Source organism: Testudinibacter sp. P80/BLE/0925, from assembly GCF_053570785.1.
Genome location: NZ_CM131636.1, coordinates 2356897 through 2377877, shown reverse-complemented (window position 1 = coordinate 2377877; position 20981 = coordinate 2356897). Strand labels below are relative to the sequence as shown.

Annotated in this window: 22 protein-coding genes and 1 other RNA gene; 8 read left to right on the top strand and 15 right to left on the bottom strand. The window is 46.2% G+C overall.

From position 1 onward, the window contains the following. Positions 1-18 precede the first annotated feature (18 nt). The 14 genes from ACWA5Z_RS11510 to ssrA form a co-directional block, all read right to left on the bottom strand. The gene (locus ACWA5Z_RS11510) at positions 19-660 is read right to left on the bottom strand and encodes a hypothetical protein (protein ID WP_431052509.1); all 642 of its coding nucleotides are present in this window, start codon (positions 658-660) and stop codon (positions 19-21) included. Between the two features lie 339 nt (positions 661-999). Further along, positions 1000-1356, bottom strand: a complete 357-nt coding sequence (locus ACWA5Z_RS11505; RefSeq protein ID WP_431052507.1) for a hypothetical protein — start codon at positions 1354-1356, stop codon at positions 1000-1002. 61 nt (positions 1357-1417) lie between these two features. Continuing rightward, a complete protein-coding gene (locus tag ACWA5Z_RS11500; RefSeq protein WP_431052505.1) occupies positions 1418-1903 on the bottom strand; it encodes an HK97-gp10 family putative phage morphogenesis protein in 486 nt (161 codons plus the stop codon). Between the two features lie 44 nt (positions 1904-1947). Further along, positions 1948-2373: a phage tail terminator protein gene (gene gpU / locus ACWA5Z_RS11495; protein WP_431052503.1), complete on the bottom strand. Its 426-nt coding sequence runs from the start codon at positions 2371-2373 to the stop codon at positions 1948-1950. Between the two features lie 22 nt (positions 2374-2395). After that, the gene (locus ACWA5Z_RS11490) at positions 2396-4063 is read right to left on the bottom strand and encodes a terminase large subunit (RefSeq protein WP_431052501.1); all 1668 of its coding nucleotides are present in this window, start codon (positions 4061-4063) and stop codon (positions 2396-2398) included. Further along, positions 4064-4429 (bottom strand): phage terminase small subunit P27 family, encoded by a 366-nt coding sequence (locus ACWA5Z_RS11485; protein WP_431052499.1) that lies wholly within the window; start codon positions 4427-4429, stop codon positions 4064-4066. It lies immediately after the preceding gene. A 206-nt stretch (positions 4430-4635) separates the two neighbouring features. Further along, positions 4636-4992, bottom strand: coding sequence for an HNH endonuclease signature motif containing protein (locus tag ACWA5Z_RS11480; RefSeq protein ID WP_431052497.1), 357 nt, complete (start codon positions 4990-4992; stop codon positions 4636-4638). Between the two features lie 11 nt (positions 4993-5003). After that, complete coding sequence (locus ACWA5Z_RS11475) at positions 5004-5315, bottom strand: head-tail connector protein (RefSeq protein ID WP_431052495.1); 312 nt, start codon at positions 5313-5315, stop codon at positions 5004-5006. Then, positions 5305-5646, bottom strand: a complete 342-nt coding sequence (locus ACWA5Z_RS11470) for a phage head closure protein (RefSeq protein ID WP_431052493.1) — start codon at positions 5644-5646, stop codon at positions 5305-5307. Before ACWA5Z_RS11470 ends, ACWA5Z_RS11475 begins: the two co-directional genes overlap by 11 nt. Beyond that, positions 5630-6856, bottom strand: coding sequence for a phage portal protein (locus ACWA5Z_RS11465; protein ID WP_431052491.1), 1227 nt, complete (start codon positions 6854-6856; stop codon positions 5630-5632). Before ACWA5Z_RS11465 ends, ACWA5Z_RS11470 begins: the two co-directional genes overlap by 17 nt. A 2-nt stretch (positions 6857-6858) precedes the next feature. Next, on the bottom strand, positions 6859-7407 hold the full coding sequence (locus ACWA5Z_RS11460; protein ID WP_431052489.1) for an HK97 family phage prohead protease: 549 nt from the start codon (positions 7405-7407) through the stop codon (positions 6859-6861). A 51-nt stretch (positions 7408-7458) separates the two neighbouring features. Continuing rightward, the gene (locus tag ACWA5Z_RS11455; RefSeq protein WP_431052487.1) at positions 7459-8640 is read right to left on the bottom strand and encodes a phage major capsid protein; all 1182 of its coding nucleotides are present in this window, start codon (positions 8638-8640) and stop codon (positions 7459-7461) included. Between the two features lie 397 nt (positions 8641-9037). Further along, complete coding sequence (locus tag ACWA5Z_RS11450) at positions 9038-10312, bottom strand: integrase arm-type DNA-binding domain-containing protein (RefSeq protein WP_431052485.1); 1275 nt, start codon at positions 10310-10312, stop codon at positions 9038-9040. Positions 10313-10496: 184 nt separating this feature from the next. Next, positions 10497-10861: a transfer-messenger RNA gene (gene ssrA, locus ACWA5Z_RS11445) on the bottom strand. 399 nt (positions 10862-11260) lie between these two features. On the opposite strand from ssrA, the gene pstS reads away from it, so the two are divergent. From pstS to phoU, 5 genes are all read left to right on the top strand, one after another. Continuing rightward, complete coding sequence (gene pstS, locus ACWA5Z_RS11440; protein ID WP_431052483.1) at positions 11261-12316, top strand: phosphate ABC transporter substrate-binding protein PstS; 1056 nt, start codon at positions 11261-11263, stop codon at positions 12314-12316. 75 nt (positions 12317-12391) lie between these two features. Continuing rightward, positions 12392-13351, top strand: a complete 960-nt coding sequence (gene pstC / locus ACWA5Z_RS11435; RefSeq protein WP_431052481.1) for a phosphate ABC transporter permease PstC — start codon at positions 12392-12394, stop codon at positions 13349-13351. Then, complete coding sequence (gene pstA / locus ACWA5Z_RS11430) at positions 13351-14232, top strand: phosphate ABC transporter permease PstA (RefSeq protein WP_431052479.1); 882 nt, start codon at positions 13351-13353, stop codon at positions 14230-14232. Before pstC ends, pstA begins: the two co-directional genes overlap by 1 nt. Positions 14233-14242: 10 nt before the next feature. Continuing rightward, on the top strand, positions 14243-15031 hold the full coding sequence (pstB, locus tag ACWA5Z_RS11425) for a phosphate ABC transporter ATP-binding protein PstB (RefSeq protein WP_431052477.1): 789 nt from the start codon (positions 14243-14245) through the stop codon (positions 15029-15031). A gap of 25 nt (positions 15032-15056) precedes the next feature. Beyond that, entirely contained in the window at positions 15057-15746 is a 690-nt protein-coding gene (phoU, locus tag ACWA5Z_RS11420) for a phosphate signaling complex protein PhoU (RefSeq protein ID WP_431052475.1), read from the top strand. Positions 15747-15794: 48 nt separating this feature from the next. On the opposite strand, the gene mnmC is transcribed toward phoU, so the two are convergent. Beyond that, on the bottom strand, positions 15795-17840 hold the full coding sequence (gene mnmC, locus ACWA5Z_RS11415; RefSeq protein WP_431052473.1) for a bifunctional tRNA (5-methylaminomethyl-2-thiouridine)(34)-methyltransferase MnmD/FAD-dependent 5-carboxymethylaminomethyl-2-thiouridine(34) oxidoreductase MnmC: 2046 nt from the start codon (positions 17838-17840) through the stop codon (positions 15795-15797). Between the two features lie 219 nt (positions 17841-18059). On the opposite strand from mnmC, the gene fabB reads away from it, so the two are divergent. The 3 genes from fabB to lrp all read left to right on the top strand — a co-directional run bounded on the left by fabB (position 18060) and on the right by lrp (position 20977). Further along, positions 18060-19277: a beta-ketoacyl-ACP synthase I gene (gene fabB / locus ACWA5Z_RS11410; RefSeq protein WP_431052471.1), complete on the top strand. Its 1218-nt coding sequence runs from the start codon at positions 18060-18062 to the stop codon at positions 19275-19277. Between the two features lie 147 nt (positions 19278-19424). Beyond that, a complete protein-coding gene (gene tehA, locus ACWA5Z_RS11405; protein ID WP_431052469.1) occupies positions 19425-20384 on the top strand; it encodes a dicarboxylate transporter/tellurite-resistance protein TehA in 960 nt (319 codons plus the stop codon). A gap of 101 nt (positions 20385-20485) precedes the next feature. Then, positions 20486-20977 (top strand): leucine-responsive transcriptional regulator Lrp, encoded by a 492-nt coding sequence (gene lrp / locus ACWA5Z_RS11400; RefSeq protein WP_431052467.1) that lies wholly within the window; start codon positions 20486-20488, stop codon positions 20975-20977. Positions 20978-20981 lie beyond the last annotated feature (4 nt).

Sequence of the window (20981 nt, the reverse complement as noted above, 5' to 3'; positions counted from 1 at the left end):
ATAGTAAAAAAGCCCTTGTTAGGGCTTTCTTTTTGGGTTTAGTTGTCTAATCCAGTTTATTATTGTTCTAGGATTTTGTGTTAAATCTAACTTGTCTTTTAATTGGTATGCCATATCTTCTAAAGATATTGTGTTATCTTTTTCCCAAATATCTTTAGCCCATTCTTCGGCTTTTAGTTGTTCGGGTTTCTTTTTCTTTGGAGATTTACCTTTTATAGAACGCTCAACTTTAGCGGAAACCTTAGTATAAGAATAAATTTCGTTAATACTTGATTTCATCATTGAATACATGAAGTTAAATAGTATGATGTATTTTCGATCTATTTTCTTTCTATCGTTAAACTCTTTATTCATTTCTTGAACATCAGGGAATATATATTTCAAATCATTTTTCATAAATTCATCTTTAGTTTCAACTAAACAATTAAATAAATGATTTATTAAATCCAATCTCAATAACAGCTGTTCCTTTGTATATTCTGGTATTTTATTGTCCTCTAATAAATTACCAAATGCGTCATATTCATCTTTCCCAATCTCACTAATGGCATTATTCCATATGGTCAATGCTTCATTTAATTGGGAGTCTGATAGTTCTGCCTCAGTTTCAAGTCGTTCGATAAGGCTGAGTAATTTAGTTGAAATGAAATTAAAATCCATAACGCCCCTTTCGCATTTATCCTTAAGAGTGGAAACACACCAACAAGATAAGGTTTCTTGCTTTCGGGGATCAGCCTAGGCGTGTTTTATTGGGTTATTGTATCTTTTTTTGTAGCTGATTGTTACATGTAATACAGACTGCGTTAGTTGCTTCTGGGGGATCGGTGTCCAGTGTAATCGCTATATTGTGCGTATCATTTACATTTTTTCTTTTTTCGTACCAATTCCCCATTGAGTAATTTGATCCTTTTTGATAAAACTCGAATATTGATTCAGTTTTACAATTCTCACACCTTAATTTTATTGTATGATTATCAATTACCACTATTTACCCCTCTCTTATTTGATATTAATTATTATGTTAATCTTTTGTTCTTCGCCACCAGCAGCCGGAATAAACGTCGCTGTGCCGGTTGCTTTGAATAGTGGTTCAGGCTCTTTCTTCTGTTGTGCTTGGCGATAGCTGTCTATTTTCTGCTGAATGAATCTAGCTCGGTTAAGTTCTTTTTGTTCTTTCTCTATTGCTTTAAATTTTGCTTTGCGGTCAGCAATAGCGGTATAAATGATGGAGAAAATCGCAAAAATAACGATACTAATTAAAAATAACTCCCAATGAGCAAAAATAAATCCGGCAGCAAAAAAGAGTATGTAGGGGGCTATAAATAACAAAAAAAATACTTTTAATATATATGTCATCGCATGCCCCCATCATCATTAATCATACTTAGAAAGTACCAATAATAGCGGGGTATTTCAATTATTTTATGATGTTTTTAGTCTCTTTTTTAAACTCTTCTAAAAAGGTTTGGGCGGTGGTTTTTAGTGCGCGGTCTTTGCCTTGGCTTGCGCCTTTTTCTATAAAGTGCCGTCCGGGCATTTTCTGCGTACCGTAGTTCACCATCCACCAGTAAAAAGGATCGGTGTTATCCCGTGTATTTTCGCCCACTCTCGCCATGCGCTTTTTACCAGCTCGGCGAATACCTATAAAGGTTCGTCCGCTTAATCCGTCCTTGGCGACTTTGGTTTTATGCCGCACGTTCTTCTTTACGGTGCCTTTTGCCCGAAAGCTGGCCGCACTTTTTAACACGGGAACATTCGGACGAATGGATTTCTTTAAGTCATTCGCACCAGCGGTTAAGGCTTTTCGGATTGGCTTTCGTGCGGCTTTTAATAAGGCTTTCTCAACCTTTCCCATGTTGATTTTTATCTCGGCCAGTCCGCTGATTTTGGTTGTTGTTCCCATTGTTTCCCCTTATGGTACAGGCGGCTGCCACCGCCTGATTATGCCTATTCGTCGTCTTCGTCACTGTCTTCTTCGTTGCGATAAAAGCTGATCGCATATTGCAACACGGCGTTGCGGTACACGCTGTTATCGTCATCGGTGCTGTATTGAATGCTTTCAAGATTGCTTGATTCCAAGAGGTCAATAGCGGGCAATTTGCGGATATGTTGGATCACCTTTTCCGCCAAATCGTCTAGGTGTTCTTCCGCCACCACCGCCGGCACATACAAAGAAACGTTTAATTTACCGCTCCAGTAACTGCCGCATAAATCGTCATCATCGGTTTGTAATTGATCAATATACACCGACAATGCCGGGAAATCGGCTTCATTCAAAACCAATAAATGCCCGTTGTGGTAAAATCGAATTTCGGGGAAGTGTCCGCTCAGGTGTGAAAAAACATGATTGCGGATTGTTTTAGCTTGTTGCATTTTTGTTGCTCCTTGGTTTGGGTTATAAATCAATGCCGTTGAAGTTATCAAGGGCGGTTTTGTGTGCTTCGCTCATTTCAAAGGCAATATCGCCATATTCCAGTTGATAAGTGCCGAATGCCATTAAGAACGCAATTGCCGGGTCGATTTTATTCGCCGCCTTTTTCTTGTTGGGCTTAATGTTGGCGTTGGCGTCGGTTTCCATGACCACGTTAGACAATGCCCACGCTAAAACCGGATCGCCGTTGTGTTCGATGACCTGCCGATTAATCAGCACTTCCGCCGATTTCGCCACCGGGCTAAAACGCTGATAGGTTTGCGGGAATGGCTCAACCTCAAGCCCTGCGCCTTGTAATTGGGTTCTGAGGTGCGTGGCGTTCCATACGTCAAAGCCGATTGTTTTCAGCTCAAATCGTTCTGCGTCCTTTAAAATATCGTCTCGGATTTTGTCATAATCGATACAATCGCCCTCGGTGGTGATTAACCAACCTTGCCGCACCCATTGCCGATAGATAGCACGGTTCTTGTTCGCCACGTTGTTAAGCTGAAATTCGGGGATATAGTGCCGGGCATATAACCGCACTTTGTTACCGTGCGGAAAGGCATAGCATACGCTGGTTAAATCGTTGGTGCTGGATAGATCCAATCCCATGTAACATTCTTGGTGAAGTAAATCGGTTTCGCTGTAATCCCGTTGGCACGCCGCCCAATTGCCGTCACCTAGCCACGGCGTAGAGCCTTGGCACCACACATTAAAGCGTTTTGTCAGCATTTCCACCCATTCCGACGGAATGCCGCGCGCTTTTTTAATCGTGTTCTCGAAGTCTAAGTGCGGTATCGATTTGCCGATATTCGGATTCGCCTTGATCCAATTGTCGGGGTTGTCTATTTCGCTCTCTTCGTCCAGTTCAAAAATCAGCACAAATAATGAATCGTTGTGCTCGTTGCCGTCTAAAATTTGACAACAATAATCATAGTGCTGTTTACAGGCAGAAATCACATTGCTTCCGGCGGTGGTGATCGCGAATAGCAATCCCTCTGGGCGTGCGCCTTGCCCTAATTCCAGTGCGCTGTACACGCTGTTGTCGCTGTGTAAGTGGTACTCGTCCACAATGGCAAGACTGGGGTTTGTTCCCTCAATGGTGCTTGACTTCGCCGCCAGCGGGCGCATAAGGCTGTTATTTTTCGGGTAGATCATTTTATGTTGCAATATGCTGACCCGTTTTTTAAGCGGCTTTGAGAGTAGGCACATTTGGCGCGCGTCATCAAACACGATTCGGGCTTGGTCTCGGCTCACGGCGGCAGTGTAAATATCCTGTTGTCCTTTTTCCATGATTAGAAACCAGTTGGCAAGCACGGCGGCAACGGTAGATTTTGCGTTTTTGCGTGCCACTTGAACATAAGCGGACCGGTATTTTCTCAATCCGGTAGCTTTATGCTTGAAGCCGAACAGGTTAGCAAATAAAAATTGTTGCCAGTCTGACAACGCAATCGGCTGTCCGCGCAAATGTCCTTTGACGTGCGGGCATAGACGAGAAAAGGCGATAAACTGCGTTACAGTCGTTTCATCGAACACATAAAGCGGATTATCTAAGTCCGAAAAATAGCGCGCCACCGCTTGTTTTATGCGCTTACAAGCAATGATTTGACCGTCTTTTACCGCCGTTGCGTAGTCGTGCCACTCGCTCATTTATGCCCCTAGCTGATCTAATTCGTCCATATCTTCGGTTTCCACCGGCGTTTTACGGCGGCTAACCGGATCGAAACCCAGCAAGGACGACATTTTAATCATAATTTTTTCCGCGTCAGCCTTGGCAGTCAGTGCCGGATTGCGTGCTTCCGTGCCCTGGGAATTGGTGATCGAAAAGCCACGCTGTGCCAAATCTTGAACCGCGCGGCGATAAAGCGAGTAGTTCAAGCAGTACATTTCAAGGTGAACTAAATCCGCGTCTTGAATATCGCCACGCTCTAATAGCTGTTTGATTCGCGCTTTCCATTGTTGTGTTGCGATGTCGTCTAAGTAATCCGGTACTTTCGGGGTTCTGCGTCTCGTCATTGTGTTTCCTATATTTTCAAAAAAATCATCGTGCGTAAAAATTAGAGGGGGCGGGCGGTTTTCGTTGGGGCGGGGTTTGTTTCCAAAACTCCCCCCACCCCTTGCTTACCGCTATTCAAAACATGCTTATCAAATTAAAGTCATTCAATATCAATGTGTTATTATTCTTTGCTTGATTTGTTTAATCCCCTTAACTTTCGGGAACGTTACTTCTTCGCACCATAACCCCGTTTATCTATCACCCTAGTCTTGTAGCTGTGGCAGTCACGGCATAAGGCTTGATGATTGTCAGCCGCCCAAAACAGCGGATCGGCTTGCCCGTTCTCTATTGGTGTGATGTGGTCTATCACGGTTGCCGCACTGTATTTACCCTTGGCTAGGCACATCACGCATAGCGGGTGAGCCTTGAGATATTGCGCGCGGTACTTCGTCCAATGGCTATCATAGCCACGCTGTGAGGCGGTCAGGCGGTTATCTTTCGGCTTATGCTCCTCACATCGTCCGGATTGTACTTTGTTACGGCAACCGGGATAGGTGCAACGCCGCAATGGTTGATAAGGCATAGGCTATCATCTCAATATAAACAGGGTTCACGGTACACACTCCATAGCGCACTAATCGACATCGGCACGGTATGAAGTGCGGTGTCGGTGGTAATCTCACGGTTAGCATAGAGATGACCGACATACATCAAACAGCCAATCTTGATAGACTGATTAAACGGCACTGTCTCTGCTGTCAGACTATCGCCAAAGGTTTTGCCGATATGCGTTTGTGCCACCTCAAGGGCGGCCGCGATATAACCGGTAATCACATTGTCGTCCATATCGTGATCGACAATTAAATGCGCCTTGGCTTCGTCTAAGGTGATGAAACTATCGGGCATAGGCTTCCCCCTCTTTACACATCAATTGAATTTCCCGGTGGCTCTCTCGGCTGTCTATCACCGAATAAATCGCCAATATGCGATCGCCGTAACGCAACCGCATTTTGTTGGTGATATTCGGCAGATAGCGGATTCTCACGCGGATAATGTTTTCTCCCAATTGGTACGGACCGCTAAAATATTCCCGTCCTTGTAACGGTTCGATAGCGGCGTGAACGGTTGCCACATCTTCCCACGTGGTTGTATGGTGCCCGTAATTATTCGGGGTACGAATCGGGCGCTGAATGGTGACTGGCTTGTTATAGCGTCCTGCCTTAATCATTCTTGCCATTGCCCGCCTCTTTCTCGTTGCCGCCTTTTTTCACTTCGACGGTTTGCTTCCATGCTTGGCTAAATTCCTCGCCACCGGCATACGGGGTTAAACCCTCTTTGCGGCGGACTTCATTCGGGCACATCACGCCGGATTTAATCGCCACATCGTAACTATTGAAGCGGTCATTTTGACTGGTGCGCAATAAATCGCTGGTGTCAAATTCAATCAGATAGCGTGGTGAAGTGCGGTTCAAATCCACCATAAGCGCGTCTTTCAGTTGCTGTTCAAAATTCGTCAGCCACGGGCGCAAGGTTTGCGACAAAAACGCACGGCTGGCTTCGCTGAAATTGCTGTAGCTGCTGTTGGAATAGTCTTGTAAAAAAATCGGGCTGATATTGAAAATGCGGGCAATATCGCTAATCGTGAACGTGCGGCTTTGTAACCACTCGGCGTCTTGGTTAGTCATGCCCAATTGCTTATATTCCATTGAGCCTTCAAGCACCGGCGTTTTACCGGCGTTTTTTGCGCCTTTGTAGCGTTCAAGTGCGGCTATGGCTTTTTTAGCTTTTGCTTCGTCCAGCCATTCCGACGTAGTAATAATGCCGCTTGGCATTAAACCGTTTTTCATCACTGCCGATCCGTGGCGTTGTTGCGCTAATCCTAGCCCTATCGTTTCACGGCAAATCGTAATCGGGGAACGTCCCATAAAGCCGTCATCGGACGAGTGCCGCAAGTGTAAAATCTCGTCCTGTAGATAGGTTTTGACGTTGCCGCTTAAATCGGTGATTTGATAAATATAGCTGCCGTTCAGTTTGCGTTGAATATTAACCGCACTTGGTGGGTAGGGCGTTAAGGATAACGGCTCGCCGCTTTTATCCCACTCAATCACCGCATAGGCATTACCATTTAACAAGCAGTGCCTCATCATCGTGTATTTGAATTGGTACGGCGTTTGATTGCGGTTCGGCATTTCATTCAGCAAGAAATCCACCGGGCTGTTAAATACCCGTTCCCGTCCATCCTTTTCCAAGCGATACAGATAACAGGGCATAGCCGCCACCGCCTCACTAATCACCGTGACCGCATTCAACACGGCGGGCAAGGCTTCGGCAGTGGACGGGCTGACAAATTCCCCTGCGCCGGTATTGCTCGCCCCTAGGTAAGATAAATACTCGTCAATGGTGAATGCGTTGCGCTGTTCCGTTTTGCGTTTAAATAAACCAAACATGATTACACCTCGGCTAAATCCGCCCAGCGCGCATAAAGTGCGGTAGGGTTCTGTTGCTTGCGGGCTTCCGCCATTGAGCGTTTAGCGATTTGAACACTGCTTTCCGGATATGCCGGAATACTGGTGATCGTAATCTCTACCAGCTCGGCACGGTTTACGGTGCGCAAAATCGGCTCTTGCTCAAAATCCCATGAATCGCTTAAGGTGCGAAAACCGAACGACATACCGGAAATATCGCCACGCTCCACCGATACCAGCAAATCACGCCCCAGTGTGGTGTCCGGCGGCACCAGCTCGAAACGTAAGCCGATATTATCCTCCACCAGCGATAACGTGCCGGCGGCGGTTCTACCCAGTAATTTAGCGTGGTCGTGTTCAAACAGTGCGCGCACGTCTTGCCCCTCGGCTAGCGATTCCGCAAACGCATTGGGGGCGAACTGCTCGACAAAATCCCATAACGGTTTAGATTGGCTATTCCAGCGCACCACATAGCCGATCAGTTTTTGGCTGTCGCAACTGATTTCTGATGACCTGATTTCAAATTCTTTCATACTATCCCTACTGATAAAAAAGGGGACTTGCCGCCCCCTGATTTCCTCGGCTTACGCCTTGGTTTCAATAAATTTGATTGCGTTGGAATCCACCACGCCACCACCCAAATATTTATCGGTGTGGACTTTGTAAAAGCCCGGTGAAGTAATGCTATCCGGACGAGTGCGGATGCCGGTTTCATGATCGACAATGTAATAACCGCGTTTGAAGTCACCCAATGCGATCACGGCTTTACCTGCGCCACCTGCCGGCATAGTTTCCAAATAGTGAACCGGCAAGCCTAATAGCGTTGCGGGTGCACCGGCAGATAAACCGTCACGCCAGATATAATCACCGTTCCCGTTTTTCAGTTTTTGAAGTTGCGCGGCAATCGCTGAACTCATCACCCACACCGCATTTTTACGGTATTTGCTGTGTAAGGTATACAACAAATCAATCAGGGTATCGGCGGTAATCCCGGCGGCGTTCGCCACTTCCAGTTTTTGAAGGGTGCCAAATGCGCGCGTTTTATCGGCGGTAGTCGCACGGGCATAGGTTAATAACCCTTTCGCTTTTTTATCGCCGTCACCGTCGGTTAAATCGGTTTCTTCGGTTTCGGTAAAGGTTTCACTGATTTCTTCCGTCAGCCAGCCCAGCACATCAATTGAGCTAAAATCTAAGATTTCTTGGGTGGTTTTCGGATAAGCATAAATCGCATTTAAGGCAATCGTGACCTCGTTTAATTTCGGCGTGTTGGTTTCCGTGCGTGCTGTGCCTTCCGTTCCATGTTGAACCACGGCACCACCGGCAGAAACCAATTTTTTATACTCTTTTGCCCCCATTGGCAAACGCACCACGTTACAGATTTGACGCATAACACTGTCATCGGTTAAACGGGTCATGACTTGCTTATCCAACTGCGGAATAACTGAATAGCCGCCGTCATCTTTGGCGGTGGTGGATAGTGAACGCAATTCGCCCGTCTTGATATAGTGGCGCAAATCGTCATTGTTTAACGGTGTTTGCTTGGTTTCTACCGGCTGCCCCTGCTTACTGCGCTCTTCATCGGCTAACGCCTCATAGCGCGCAATATCCGTATTCAGTGCGGCGGCTTGGTTGCGCAATTCGTCAAAGGCTTTGGCTTCCTCATCGCTTAAACTGCGGTTTTCGGTGTCGGCTTGGGTCAGCATACTGCGCATATCCTCCGCCAGTTTCGCCTTTTGTTGGCGTAATTCGAGAAGTTTTTTAAACATGTGATTAATCCCTTGAAAGTTATCTTAATTAAGACGGCTACAAGTAGCCCATATCATAAAATAAACACTTCTAGGGGGTTGTAAATAGTGGATTTTTAATGTGATAAATGACGATAGGCTACGAACAAGGAATTTACAAAATTATTGACATGGAACGGGCTTTTTTAACGAATTGGGCTTGTTTGTTGATCTTGCTTTTGCCAATGTGTGAAATTGAAGTGTCTATTTTTATCCCCTTATCTATTCTTTATCTATTTATTCATCTACTTCTATTTTTTCTTTATAAATCAAAAAAATAAATATATATTATATTTAATAAATAGATAAGTAGATAAAAATCAAAAAGTTTAAAATAATAACAAAATATAAAAAAGCCAGCGCAAAGACTGGCTAAAAGTTATCCGTTCACAATTTGAAGATGGAATTTAGGGATCGCACTCTGTGCGGCTTGTTCGACATAATCACCCCACCACTGCAGCATATCAAAACGATGTGGCAAATATTCCGCCCTGAGATAAGCCATGCGCACGTCGTCGTTATTGATATGTGATAATGCCACCTCGATCAAATCTTTATCAAAGCGGCGTAAACCGTCGGGCGTTCTGGCTTTGTTTAAGACGGTGCTGGCTATAGCTCGCATACCGTGCGCCACCAGCTTGCCCTGATAACCAATTCTTTTTATAGCGGCGTTTGCGGTTTGGGTGTTGATGTGGGTTGTCGGATTTTTAATGCTTGGGAATAAATACGTTTTGCCACCACTGATTTTTTTTATTTCACGAAGAACAGCGATAGCTTGCCTTGATAGCGTAACTTTATGCTCTCGTCCCTCGTCAGTCGTTTTTAAGCCTTTTTGAATGTAGATAGTCCATATCCTTTCTTTCTCGTTTATGTCACTGTAGCGCGCCGTGGCGGCTTCTGCTGGGCGTGTCATTGTCAGCAGTTGCCATTGAATTAAAAGCCGCGTAGTGAGCGTTAAATTCGCATTTGCGAGGGCTGTCAAAAATTCGCCCAATTGTTCCGGTTTAATTGCTTTCATGTGGGTAACGGTTGGACTGTCGAATTCTTTGCCAATGTTGGCGATTGGGTTATTTTCAATAATTCCTCGGTGTAGGGCGTAAGTCATGATTTCATTCATTTTCTGAATTGCGCGCTTTAAGGTTTCCAGCGTTCCGCGAACCTGCAACGGCTTAAACGCATTAATTGCCATAAGTGCGGTAATTTGTGTTATTGGCAATTCGCCAAAGTGGGGGAGTAAATGACGTTTGATCATGCCCCAAGTATCAGTTGCAGTTTTCTCTGAAAAGTGGGCGCGGGTTTTCCGTTCTTCAAACCATGCCCCGGCAATCTTGGCAAACGTATTATTATCCGCTTGTTGCTGCCGTTCGGTTTCTTGTTGCTGGTAGAGTTGCGGATCGATATTTTGAGCTAGCAACGCTTTAAATTCTTCTCGTTTGGATCGTGCTTGAGCAAGAGAAAGATCGGGATAATTGTTCAAGCTGATATAGGTGCGCTTTTTGGTTATCGGCTTGTAATAATTAAATTGCCACGTCTTTACCCCATTGGGCTTTACTAACAGATACAATCCGCCACCGTCAGCAAGATGATAAGGCTTTTCTAATGGTTTTGCTTTATCAACTTGTGTATTGGTTAAACTCTTAACAATCCTAGACATATCAAGCCTCCGGGCGTTTTTAGTAATACGGTTTTTAGTAATACGATCGGCATATTACTAAACGTATTACTAAAATTCTAGATTTAAGGCGAAATAATACGACAAGCTACGAACAATAAAAAAGCCTAGAGGCTTGTATTCTCTAGGCTTTCCGATACGCTACGAACAGTAACGATATATTTTTTGGTGGAGCTGAGGGGATTTGAACCCCTGTCCGAAATTACTCTACCTTCAGTCCTACATGTTTAGTCGGTCTTTAATTTCACTTACCTACTGCGGACAGACACGCGACAGATAAGCTAGCTTGATTCAATTTAACGTTTCGATCCGCAAGCGGAGGCGTCCACGCGATCTCGTTTGGGATGACTCCTCTTGATCCCCGCCTTACGAGCGGAAGCTGGGGAGAGAAGGCTATGAGCAGGTTATTAAGCTGCTAAAGCGTAGTTTTCGTCGTTTGCGACTATTGTTTTGCGGTTTGTTTACGAGACCTACCGCACCTCGACATGCACCTTGGGCTTCGCCAATCCCGTCGAATCCAGAATCAGCCCCAAATGAGGTTGTGAAGTGTAACAAAAATCCGCTAAAAACAAAAGGATTATTGCCGCTTTTTCGCTTTGGAGAAATGCAATGCAAACGGCTGTTTTTCGGTGACAATATCGTAAAGTGCGGTTAGAGTGGATATCGCTGTTTAAAAAATAGGCAGTTAAACTTTTTTGTTTTATGACAGTTATATGACAAAAATAAAAAAATATTCTATTTCATAAAGATAATAAAATAAAAATAGCGTCATAACTAGCTTTTTTGTTGGTTTTCGCAAGGAAAAAAGGGCTTGCCTGATAAAAATATTGGTCTATATTCGTGCCATAAGTTTTATGTGGCGGGGCAGAAATGGGCTGCCATAAGGTCGAGAATCATCAGATTTAATACTTTTACTTTAAGGAGACTCTCATGAAAGCTATCAAAAATAAATTTGTCCGTACTTCGTTATTCGCATTAATGGGTTCAACCATGGTATTGGCGGCGAATAGTGCCGTTGCGGTTGATATTACCGGCGCAGGCGCATCATTCCCGGCGCCGATTTATGCAAAATGGGCTGACACTTATCAAAAAGAAACCAAAAACCGTGTCAATTATCAAAGTATCGGTTCTTCCGGCGGCAAAAAACAAATCATCGCCAAAACCGTCGATTTCGGTGCAACTGACGCGCCGATGAAAGATGAAGAATTGACAAAAGAAGGTTTATTCCAATTCCCGACCGTCATCGGCGGTGTGGTGTTGGCGGTTCACTTGGACGGAATCAAGAGTGGTGAATTGGTGTTAGACGGTAATACCGTGGCTGACATCTATTTGGGCAAAGTGAAAAAATGGAATGACGAAGCGATCAAGAAATTGAATCCGAATCTGAATTTACCAAACAAAGACATCGCGGTTATCCGCCGTGCTGACGGTTCAGGCACCACTTTCGTGTTCACCAGCTATTTGTCAAAAGTCAGCGCAGAGTGGAAAGAAAAAGTGGGGTCGGGTTCAACCGTACAATGGGCGCCGGGTTCATTCGGTGGTAAAGGCAACGAAGGGGTTTCCGCTTCAATCCAACAACTTGACGGCGCAATCGGTTATGTTGAGTATGCTTATGCCAAACAAAACAACTTACCGTATGCCAGTTTAATTTCCGCTGACGGTGAAGTGGTGCGTCCTAGCTCTGACAGCTTCAGTAATGCGGCTGCCGGTGCCGATTGGAACAGCTCTTTCGCCCAAGATTTGACTCAACAAAAAGGGGCGAATGCATGGCCTATCACTTCAACGACTTTCATTTTGGTTGAAAAACAACCGGGTAGCGTAGAGCGTGCGACCGAAACCTTGAAATTCTTTGAGTGGGCGTTGGATAAAGGCGGCGATGAAGCCTTGGCTTTAGACTATGCCGTCTTACCAAAATCAGTTGTTGATACCATTAAATCAGCTTGGAAAGCAAATATTGTTGATAAAGACGGAAAAGCGCTTTACTAATTCCGGATGTCAACTCAACGGAGTGTGAACACACTCCGTTTTATTTCCTAACGATTTATTTAGAAAGGACGTAATATGTCAAATAAATCCTCAGCGGTAATATCACCAAGTAAGAAAGGTGATATTTTTTTTGAATTACTGGTCAGATTTTCAACTTATCTGACGTTGTTAATTCTTGGGGGAATTATTCTTTCGCTGATCATTTCTTCCCTGCCGGCAATGAAAGAATTCGGGATTGCTTTTCTTTGGTCAAAAGAATGGAATCCGCCTTTAGATCAATATGGTGCGCTTGTGCCGATTTACGGAACGTTGGTCACGTCACTCATCGCCTTGATTATTGCGGTTCCGGCAAGTTTCGGGATTGCGTTTTTTCTGACTGAATTAGCGCCGCAATGGCTGCGCCGCCCGTTGGGGACGGCGATTGAGCTTTTGGCGGCAGTGCCGAGTATCGTTTACGGGATGTGGGGCTTTTTTATTTTTGCTCCGTTGTTTGCCAAATATTTCCAACGTCCGGTTGGTGAAGTGGTTTCCGGTTTCCCGATTATCGGTTCGTTATTTTCCGGTCCAAGTTTCGGGATCGGAATTTTAGCCGCCGGGATTATCCTTGCGATTATGATTATTCCCTACATTGCTTCGGTAATGCGTGATGTGTTTGAACAAACCCCGGCGTTGATGAAAGAATCGGCGTACGGAGTGGGCTGCACCACTTGGGAAGTGGTATGGCGCATTGTGCTGCCTTACACCAAGAGCGGTGTGGTCGGCGCGATCATGCTGGGTTTAGGGCGTGCCTTGGGCGAAACCATGGCGGTAACGTTCGTGATCGGAAATACTTACCAACTCGACAGCTTGTCGTTGTACATGCCGAGTAATAGCATTACCTCGGCAATTGCCAACGAATTTGCCGAAGCCGAATCCGATATGCATATTTCCGCCTTAATGGAATTAGGCTTAATCTTGTTTGCTATCACCTTATTAGTGTTAATCGTATCCAAACTTTTGGTGCGTCGTCTGTCGAAAAATGAGGGGGCGAAGTAATGGCAACTGCAACCAACAATAAATACGAAATTGTCAAACAGCGGTTACAAAACAAACGCCGTATGATCAATAATATTGCGATTGCAATTGCGATGTTGGCGATGGTGTTCGGCTTAATCTGGTTGGTCTGGATTTTGTTCACCACTTTGGAAAAAGGGATTGCCGGCTTATCGTTGGATATTTTCTTAGAAATGACCCCCGCACCGAATGCGGAAACCGGCGGATTAGCGAATGCGATTGTCGGAAGCTTGATGATGGTGATCTTAGCCACGGTTGTCGGCACCCCGTTGGGCATTTTGGTCGGGATTTATCTGTCGGAATACGGCAAAAAATCGTGGTTGGCGGAAGGCATGCGTTTTGTGAACGACATTCTGTTGTCGGCACCGTCGATTGTTATCGGGCTATTTGTCTACGTGCTGTTTGTGGCGCCGTTTGGTAATTTCTCCGGTTGGGCGGGAGTTGTCGCCTTGGCCTTGCTGCAAATTCCGATTGTGATTCGTACCACCGAAAATATGCTGAATCTGATTCCGAATAACTTGCGTGAAGCGGCGTATGCCCTAGGAACGCCGAAATGGAAGATGATTCTGTCGATTACCTTACGCGCTTCGACTGCCGGGGTGATCACTGGGGTGTTATTGAGTGTGGCGCGTATTGCCGGCGAAACCGCACCATTGATGTTTACCGCACTTTCCAACCAATTCTGGAGTTTGGATATGAGTAAACCGCTGGCGAGTTTGCCGATGACGATTTATAAATTCGCTTCCAGCCCGTTTACCAATTGGCAAGAATTGGCTTGGACCGGAGTACTGATTATCACGTTCGCGGTGTTACTATTAAATATCTTGGCGCGCGTTGTATTTAAAAATAAAGAGAAGAAGTAAGGAATAACCGATGAGCATTATTGATTTGAATAAAACCGAAGCAGGCAAAAAAATTATCGAAGTAAAAGATCTCAACTTTTACTACAGCGATTTTCATGCCTTGAAAAATCTGAATTTGGACATCGAAGCCAATAAAGTCACGGCGTTTATCGGTCCGTCCGGTTGCGGTAAATCCACTTTGTTGCGTACTTTTAACAAAATGTATGCGCTTTATCCGGAACAACGGGCGGAAGGGCAAATTTTATTGGACGGCGAAGATATCATCAGCAGCAAAAAAGACATTTCCTTACTGCGTGCCAAAGTCGGCATGGTGTTCCAAAAACCGACGCCGTTCCCGATGTCGATCTATGATAATATTGCTTTCGGGGTGCGTTTGTTTGAAAAACTGTCGAAACCTGAAATGGACGAACGCGTCGAGTGGGCGTTAAGCAAAGCCGCGCTGTGGAATGAAACCAAAGACAAACTGTTCAAGAGCGGTTACAGCCTCTCGGGTGGGCAGCAGCAGCGTCTGTGTATCGCACGCGGCATTGCGATTAAACCGGAAGTATTGCTACTGGACGAACCCTGTTCGGCACTCGACCCGATTTCGACCGGGATGATTGAAGACTTGATTCTTGAGTTAAAAAAAGAGTATACCGTGGTGATCGTCACCCATAATATGCAACAGGCGGCGCGTTGTTCCGACTACACGGTGTTTATGTATTTGGGCGACATTATCGAACACGGCGAAACGGAAATGATGTTCAACCGTCCGAAAGACGGCAGAACCGCAGATTACATTACCGGACGTTTCGGCTAGAAACCCCGGTTAAAAGGAGAAAAAGATGACATTAAATGAAAAAAAACACATCATAAGACAATATGATCGTGATTTAAGCCACCTATTATCGTTGTTGCTGACCATGGGCAGTTTGGTGCAAAAACAGCTGTATGATGCGTTGCAAGTAATGAAAGGCAATGCCGAGATTAGCGCAAACGATGTAGTGGAAGGCGATCAACAGGTCAACTCGATGGAGGTGGCGGTTGACGAGGCATGCGTCACTTTGATTGCCCGTCGCCAGCCGTTAGCCGATGATCTGCGCTTTATCATCACGATTTTAAAAGTCGCTTCCGAATTAGAGCGTATCGGCGATTCGGTGGATAAGATGAGCCAAACCGCCTTGCATGATGACGTTAAAATTGAGAAAAGATTGCAAGATAAGATTGATGTCATGACGCAAGACGCAATTGCGATGTTGCATGATACCTTACGCGCATTTTCCAGCATGAGTTTGGAAGAAGCGAAAAGCGTATACGTGCGCGATATTAAAATTGACGAGCGCTATAAAGAGATTATGACAGATGTGAAAGAAGGAATGCGGATTGCGCCGGACAGTATTGACAGTTTGCTGACCGCACTTTTAGCCGCTCGGGCGATTGAACGTATCGGCGACCGTTGCCAAAATATCTGCGAATTTATCTATTATTACTTGAAAGGCGAAGATGTGCGCGAAACGACCGAGCGTGTGTTTTAACAGCTGAAATCCTAGTCTGAGCCGCAGTTGCGGCTCATTTTTTTCTATTTATCCCAACGGCGTGCCTTTCAACAATTTGCGTAGCCAAGTGCGGTTTGGATTGAGGGCATGCAAAATATCTTCGCCCAGCGGCAGCGGCTCGCCTAAAACCTGACAAACCAAGCTTTCCGCCAATAACGGCGCAGACGTTAAACCGCGTGAACCGAGTGCGCCGATAAGATACAGATTCGGATACACCGGCGCAGGAGCAATCGCTTGACGGCGACGGCGTAGATTGAACAGGTTGCGGTATTGTTCGGCGGTTTGTGCAAAGTGCGGTACGCAACCCATGATCGGCAAACGCTCGCGCGTGCTGCAACGCACCCCGATACGGGCTTGATTATCCTCGGCGTTGACTTCTCTCAACCAAGCGCAACCGGCTAAATTGTGCTGAATTTTTTCCACATTCTGGTGTTGCTCCGCCGGACTAAAAGTGCGGTCGGCACTGTTGCGCACATGGCTGGCACCGATACAATGGCTTTGTTGCTGCCAATCCGCCGGCGTTAAATAGCCGTCATAGCACAACACCGTTTTTAAATGGCGCAACTGTGCGCCGGTTCGGATTTGGCTGACCTGTCCGCGCACCGGGTACAGCGGCAGCCGTTCTGTTTGGCGGAATTGGGTTAATCGATGTCCGTTTGCCAACATCACCACTTGGTGTTGGAAATGTTCGCCTTGTGCGTTATTTAATCGCCAACCGTTTTCTTGCGGGTTCAGTTCCGTGATCGATTGGTTGAAACGAATCGTTAAACCGCACTTTTGTCCATCGTGTGGATAGACGGTTTGCAAATGGGCAAAACCGTTTTGCACCAGTTGTTGCGGCGCAAGCCAACCGCCTTTGGCAATAAACGCGCCGTCGCAAGGCAACTCGATTCCGCTTAAACGGCTAAGTTCGCTTTGGTCGCACAGACGGAATAAATCATCGCCCCATTGTTGCGCCGCAATGTGTGCCAATTTTTGTTTGACCTTACAGTTGTACGCGCAAATTGCCACCCCTTGCCAGCCGGATTCAAACGCAACGCCTTGCTCGATAACATCCTGAATCTGTTGCAATGCATAACCAAACGCGTGCGCATAAAAACGGCTGTTACGCCGATCATCATCGCTCAATTGCGGATAGAGTGCGCCCTGTTTATTGCCTGAGGCATTCAGCGCAGGTTGCGGATCTTCGCAATACACGGTGACTTTTAAGCCGCGTTTTAAACAGGAAAGTGCGGTGAACAGCGAGGCAACGCCGCCGCCGATAATTGCAACTTCGTTCACATCGCCGACCGCACTTTGCGCCAAATACCACGGCGTTTGCATTTGCGGCGCGTGATTTGGATTTTTATAACCGCATAACATCTCGCGTTTATGCGCAAAGCCTTTCCGCTTTGCCACCGTGAACCCCGCGGCTTGCAAGCCCTTGCGCACCGCACTTGCCGCGGTAAAGGTGGCAAAGGTGGCATTGGGCTTACTGTAACGAGACATCGCTTGGTAAAGATCATCATTCCACATCTGCGGATTCTTACTCGGCGCAAAACCGTCCAAAAACCACGCGTCGATTTTTTGCCGCATATAATCGCCCAACAGCGGCAAATTATCTTGAATATCGCCGAACCACAGATCCAAAATCGTGTCGTCGAAATGCAAACGGTGGCATCCGTTCAGCGCAAACGGATAATGGCGGCACAGGCGTCGGCTCAATGCGGCGAATTGCGGCAAAGTGCGGTGCGCTTGTTGCAGTTGTTGCGGGGTTAGCGGGTATTTTTCAAACGAGAGAAAATATAAGCGGGCTAGTTTATGCGCAGGATTTTGGCGACGAAATTCACGGAACAGCTGCACACAGGCAAAAAAGTTCAAACCGCTGCCAAAACCGCTTTCGGCGATCACAAAGTGCGGTTGCGCATGCTGCTGCCAACGTTGCAACAAGTTGTTTCCTTGCAGAAAAACATAACGGCTTTCGGCCAAACCGTCTTGTACGGAAAAGTAGATGTCATCAAACTGTAACGAAAGCGGCGTATTATCAGCGGTAAAACTCAGCCGGGCTGAGGCGGTTTTGAGCGTCTTGTTCATAGGCATTATGGTTTGTGGATTTTGCTTATTGTAGCGCGAAATCCTTAGGGGTGAAAATGCTGTCTGTTTTTTGAGCAAGCGAGAGGGTTAAAACCCGTCGGCAGGCAATAAAAACTTGCATTATTTTATTTTCATAGTAACTTGTTCAGCTAACAGTTGTAAGTTGAAATTTTGACATAAATTTTTTAATTATCGCATTTCGAGTAAGGATTGGAGTAAATGAAAAGAGCAGTTATCACCGGCTACGGTATCATTTCAAGTATTGGTAATAATAAAGCAGAAGTATTGGCGTCGTTGCAACAAGGTAAATCCGGGATTACAACTGTACCGGAATTTATCGAAGTGGGCATGCGCAGCCATATTGCGGGTACGGTGAAACTCGATCCGAAAGAGTTGATCGACCGTAAAATCATGCGCTTTATGGGCGACGCCGCAGCTTATGCTTATCTTTCGATGCAGGAAGCGATTGAACATTCGGGATTGACCGATGAAATGGTGTCGAATAACCGCACCGGTTTGGTGGTCGGCGCCGGTACCGGCTCGGCACACGGGCAGATCGTTGCCGCAGACGCCATGCGCGGACCGCGCGGCGTGAAAGCCATCGGACCTTATGCCGTGACCAAAACCATGGCGTCCAGCGTGTCCGCTTGTTTGGCGACACCGTTTAAAATCCGCGGCGTCAACTACAGTATCAGCTCGGCTTGTGCCACTTCGGCCCACTGTATCGGACATGCGGTCGAATTGATCCAACTCGGTAAACAAGATGTGGTGTTTGCCGGCGGGGCGGAAGAATTGGCATGGGAATGCGCCTGTGAATTTGACGCGATGGGGGCATTATCGACTAAATACAACGATACGCCGGAAAAAGCCTCGCGTACTTACGACGCCGCCCGTGACGGTTTCGTTATCGCCGGCGGCGGCGGTATCGTCGTAGTGGAAGAGTTGGAACACGCGTTAGCACGCGGCGCAACCATTTATGCCGAAATCGTCGGTTACGGCGCGTCTTCCGACGGCTATGACATGGTCGCGCCAAGCGGCGAAGGTGCGGTGCGTTGTATGCAGCAGGCGATGGCAACGATTGACGCGCCAATTGATTATTTGAACGTGCACGGCACCTCAACCCCGGTTGGCGATGTCAAAGAATTGGAAGCGGTAAGAGCGGTATTCGGCGATAACACCCCGGCGATTTCTTCGACTAAAGCCATGACCGGGCACTCATTAGGAGCGGCAGGTGTGCATGAAGCGATTTATTCCTTGTTAATGCTAAACCACGATTTTATCGCACCGAGTATTAACATCGAAGAATTGGATGAAAAAGCGCAAGGAATGAACATTATTACCGAAGTGCAAACCGATAAAAAACTGAATATCGTGATGTCAAACAGCTTTGGTTTCGGCGGCACTAACGCCACCTTGATTTTCAAGCGTTACGAATAACCGGGCATTATGATTTATCGGATAGGGCAATCCATTGTGGTTGCCCTATTTACATTGTTTTTAATATATTTCGGTCATGATTTTTAGCGATTAGGCGTAAAATAATCTCACCCTATTTACATTGACCAATTTTGTGAGTTAGTTTCTATGAACCAACCTGTTCCAAAGCCATTCCCGATTCCAGTCAACTATTTTGGTATTACGCTGGGTTTGTTTTCCATCGGTCTGGCATGGCATCATGCCGCGGCGTTGTTTGCCGGTTTGCCGCAATGGATAGATGAAATGTTGCTGTGCGTCAGCGGCGTGATTTGGTTAGCGCTGTTGGCGGTTTATATTGCCAAATGGGTTGTGGCACGGCAGAGCGCGCAAGCGGAATTACATCATTTGGTGATCTGCTGTTTTATCAGTTTGATTCCGATAACCGCCATGCTATTCGGTATGTCGTTATTATCATGGGCTAAACCGCTTGGCGTTAGTTTAATTGCATTAGGTACTGTCGGACAATTGCTGTTTGCCGCCTACCGTTCGGCCGGCTTATGGCGCGGTATCCATAAAGCCGAAGCCACAACGCCGGTTATCTATTTACCCACGGTTGCCGCCAATTTTGTCAGCGCGACCGCACTTGCCGAATTAGGTTATACTGCATGGGGCATGGTGTTTTTCGGCATGGGGCTGATTTCATGGCTAACCTTGGAACCGGCGGTGTTGCAGCGTTTGCGTAATTTAAATCCGTTGGATGACGCGGTTCGACCGGTAATCGGCATTCAGTTGGCGCCGGCGTTTGTTGCCGGCAACGCCTATTTTCACTTAAACGGGGGCGCAGTAGATACCATTAGCTTGATATTGCTCGGTTATGGCTTGTTGCAGGTGCTGTTTCTGGCGCGCTTGTTTCCTTGGATTTATACCAACGGTTTCAGCCTCGGTTTTTGGGGATTCTCATTCGGTTTAGGTTCATTGGCAAATGTTGGCATTTATTTAACGCAAGCCGATTTGCAGGGCATTGAGGCGATCGGTTTACCGCTGTTTTGGTTTGGCAGCATTGGTATTGCCTTGCTGTTTGTGGCAACCTTAATCCGTATTGCGCAGGGGCGTTTTTTGCTAAAATAAAGTCGCGCAAAACACATTCAAGTCTATAAAAAACCGCAAAAATCAGGTAATCTACCACATTACCTGATTTTTTATTTTTTACTGTCGGCGGAATTGCGAAAATGTCAAAGAAATTAACCAAAGCCCTTGATGCGATTGATATAAAAATTTTGGACGAATTACAGCGTAACGGAAAAATTTCCAATATCGATTTGTCGAAAAAAGTCGGGTTGTCGCCAACGCCTTGTTTGGAGCGGGTGCGCCGTTTGGAAAAACAGGGAGTGATCACCGGTTATCGTGCGTTGCTGAATCCGGAATTGCTCGATTCGCCGTTGTTGGTGATCGTCGAAATTACCTTGGTGCGCGGCAAACCCGATGTGTTTGAAGAATTTAACGCCGAAGTGCAAAAACTGGATGAAATTCAAGAATGCCATTTGGTATCCGGCGATTTTGACTATTTGTTGAAAACCCGCGTTGCCGATATGGCGGCATACCGCAAATTGCTCGGCACGACCTTGCTGCGCCTGCCCGGCGTCAACGACACCCGCACGTATGTGGTGATGGAAGAAGTGAAACAAACCAATTACCTGCAATTGAAAGCGAAAACAGAATAGACGT

Coding starts and splice junctions, on each gene's coding strand:
- ACWA5Z_RS11510 (WP_431052509.1), bottom strand. CDS start 660: ATGGATTTTAATTTCATTTCAACTAAATTACTCAGCCTTATCGAACGA.
- phoU (WP_431052475.1), top strand. CDS start 15,057: ATGACATTAAATGAAAAAAAACACATCATAAGACAATATGATCGTGAT.
- pstB (WP_431052477.1), top strand. CDS start 14,243: ATGAGCATTATTGATTTGAATAAAACCGAAGCAGGCAAAAAAATTATC.
- ACWA5Z_RS11450 (WP_431052485.1), bottom strand. CDS start 10,312: ATGTCTAGGATTGTTAAGAGTTTAACCAATACACAAGTTGATAAAGCA.
- ACWA5Z_RS11470 (WP_431052493.1), bottom strand. CDS start 5,646: ATGGCAAGAATGATTAAGGCAGGACGCTATAACAAGCCAGTCACCATT.
- ACWA5Z_RS11455 (WP_431052487.1), bottom strand. CDS start 8,640: ATGTTTAAAAAACTTCTCGAATTACGCCAACAAAAGGCGAAACTGGCG.
- ACWA5Z_RS11475 (WP_431052495.1), bottom strand. CDS start 5,315: ATGCCCGATAGTTTCATCACCTTAGACGAAGCCAAGGCGCATTTAATT.
- pstC (WP_431052481.1), top strand. CDS start 12,392: ATGTCAAATAAATCCTCAGCGGTAATATCACCAAGTAAGAAAGGTGAT.
- gpU (WP_431052503.1), bottom strand. CDS start 2,373: ATGCAACAAGCTAAAACAATCCGCAATCATGTTTTTTCACACCTGAGC.
- pstS (WP_431052483.1), top strand. CDS start 11,261: ATGAAAGCTATCAAAAATAAATTTGTCCGTACTTCGTTATTCGCATTA.
- ACWA5Z_RS11480 (WP_431052497.1), bottom strand. CDS start 4,992: ATGCCTTATCAACCATTGCGGCGTTGCACCTATCCCGGTTGCCGTAAC.
- ACWA5Z_RS11465 (WP_431052491.1), bottom strand. CDS start 6,856: ATGTTTGGTTTATTTAAACGCAAAACGGAACAGCGCAACGCATTCACC.
- fabB (WP_431052471.1), top strand. CDS start 18,060: ATGAAAAGAGCAGTTATCACCGGCTACGGTATCATTTCAAGTATTGGT.
- lrp (WP_431052467.1), top strand. CDS start 20,486: ATGTCAAAGAAATTAACCAAAGCCCTTGATGCGATTGATATAAAAATT.
- pstA (WP_431052479.1), top strand. CDS start 13,351: ATGGCAACTGCAACCAACAATAAATACGAAATTGTCAAACAGCGGTTA.
- ACWA5Z_RS11485 (WP_431052499.1), bottom strand. CDS start 4,429: ATGACGAGACGCAGAACCCCGAAAGTACCGGATTACTTAGACGACATC.
- tehA (WP_431052469.1), top strand. CDS start 19,425: ATGAACCAACCTGTTCCAAAGCCATTCCCGATTCCAGTCAACTATTTT.
- ACWA5Z_RS11490 (WP_431052501.1), bottom strand. CDS start 4,063: ATGAGCGAGTGGCACGACTACGCAACGGCGGTAAAAGACGGTCAAATC.
- ACWA5Z_RS11500 (WP_431052505.1), bottom strand. CDS start 1,903: ATGGGAACAACAACCAAAATCAGCGGACTGGCCGAGATAAAAATCAAC.
- ACWA5Z_RS11505 (WP_431052507.1), bottom strand. CDS start 1,356: ATGACATATATATTAAAAGTATTTTTTTTGTTATTTATAGCCCCCTAC.
- ACWA5Z_RS11460 (WP_431052489.1), bottom strand. CDS start 7,407: ATGAAAGAATTTGAAATCAGGTCATCAGAAATCAGTTGCGACAGCCAA.
- mnmC (WP_431052473.1), bottom strand. CDS start 17,840: ATGAACAAGACGCTCAAAACCGCCTCAGCCCGGCTGAGTTTTACCGCT.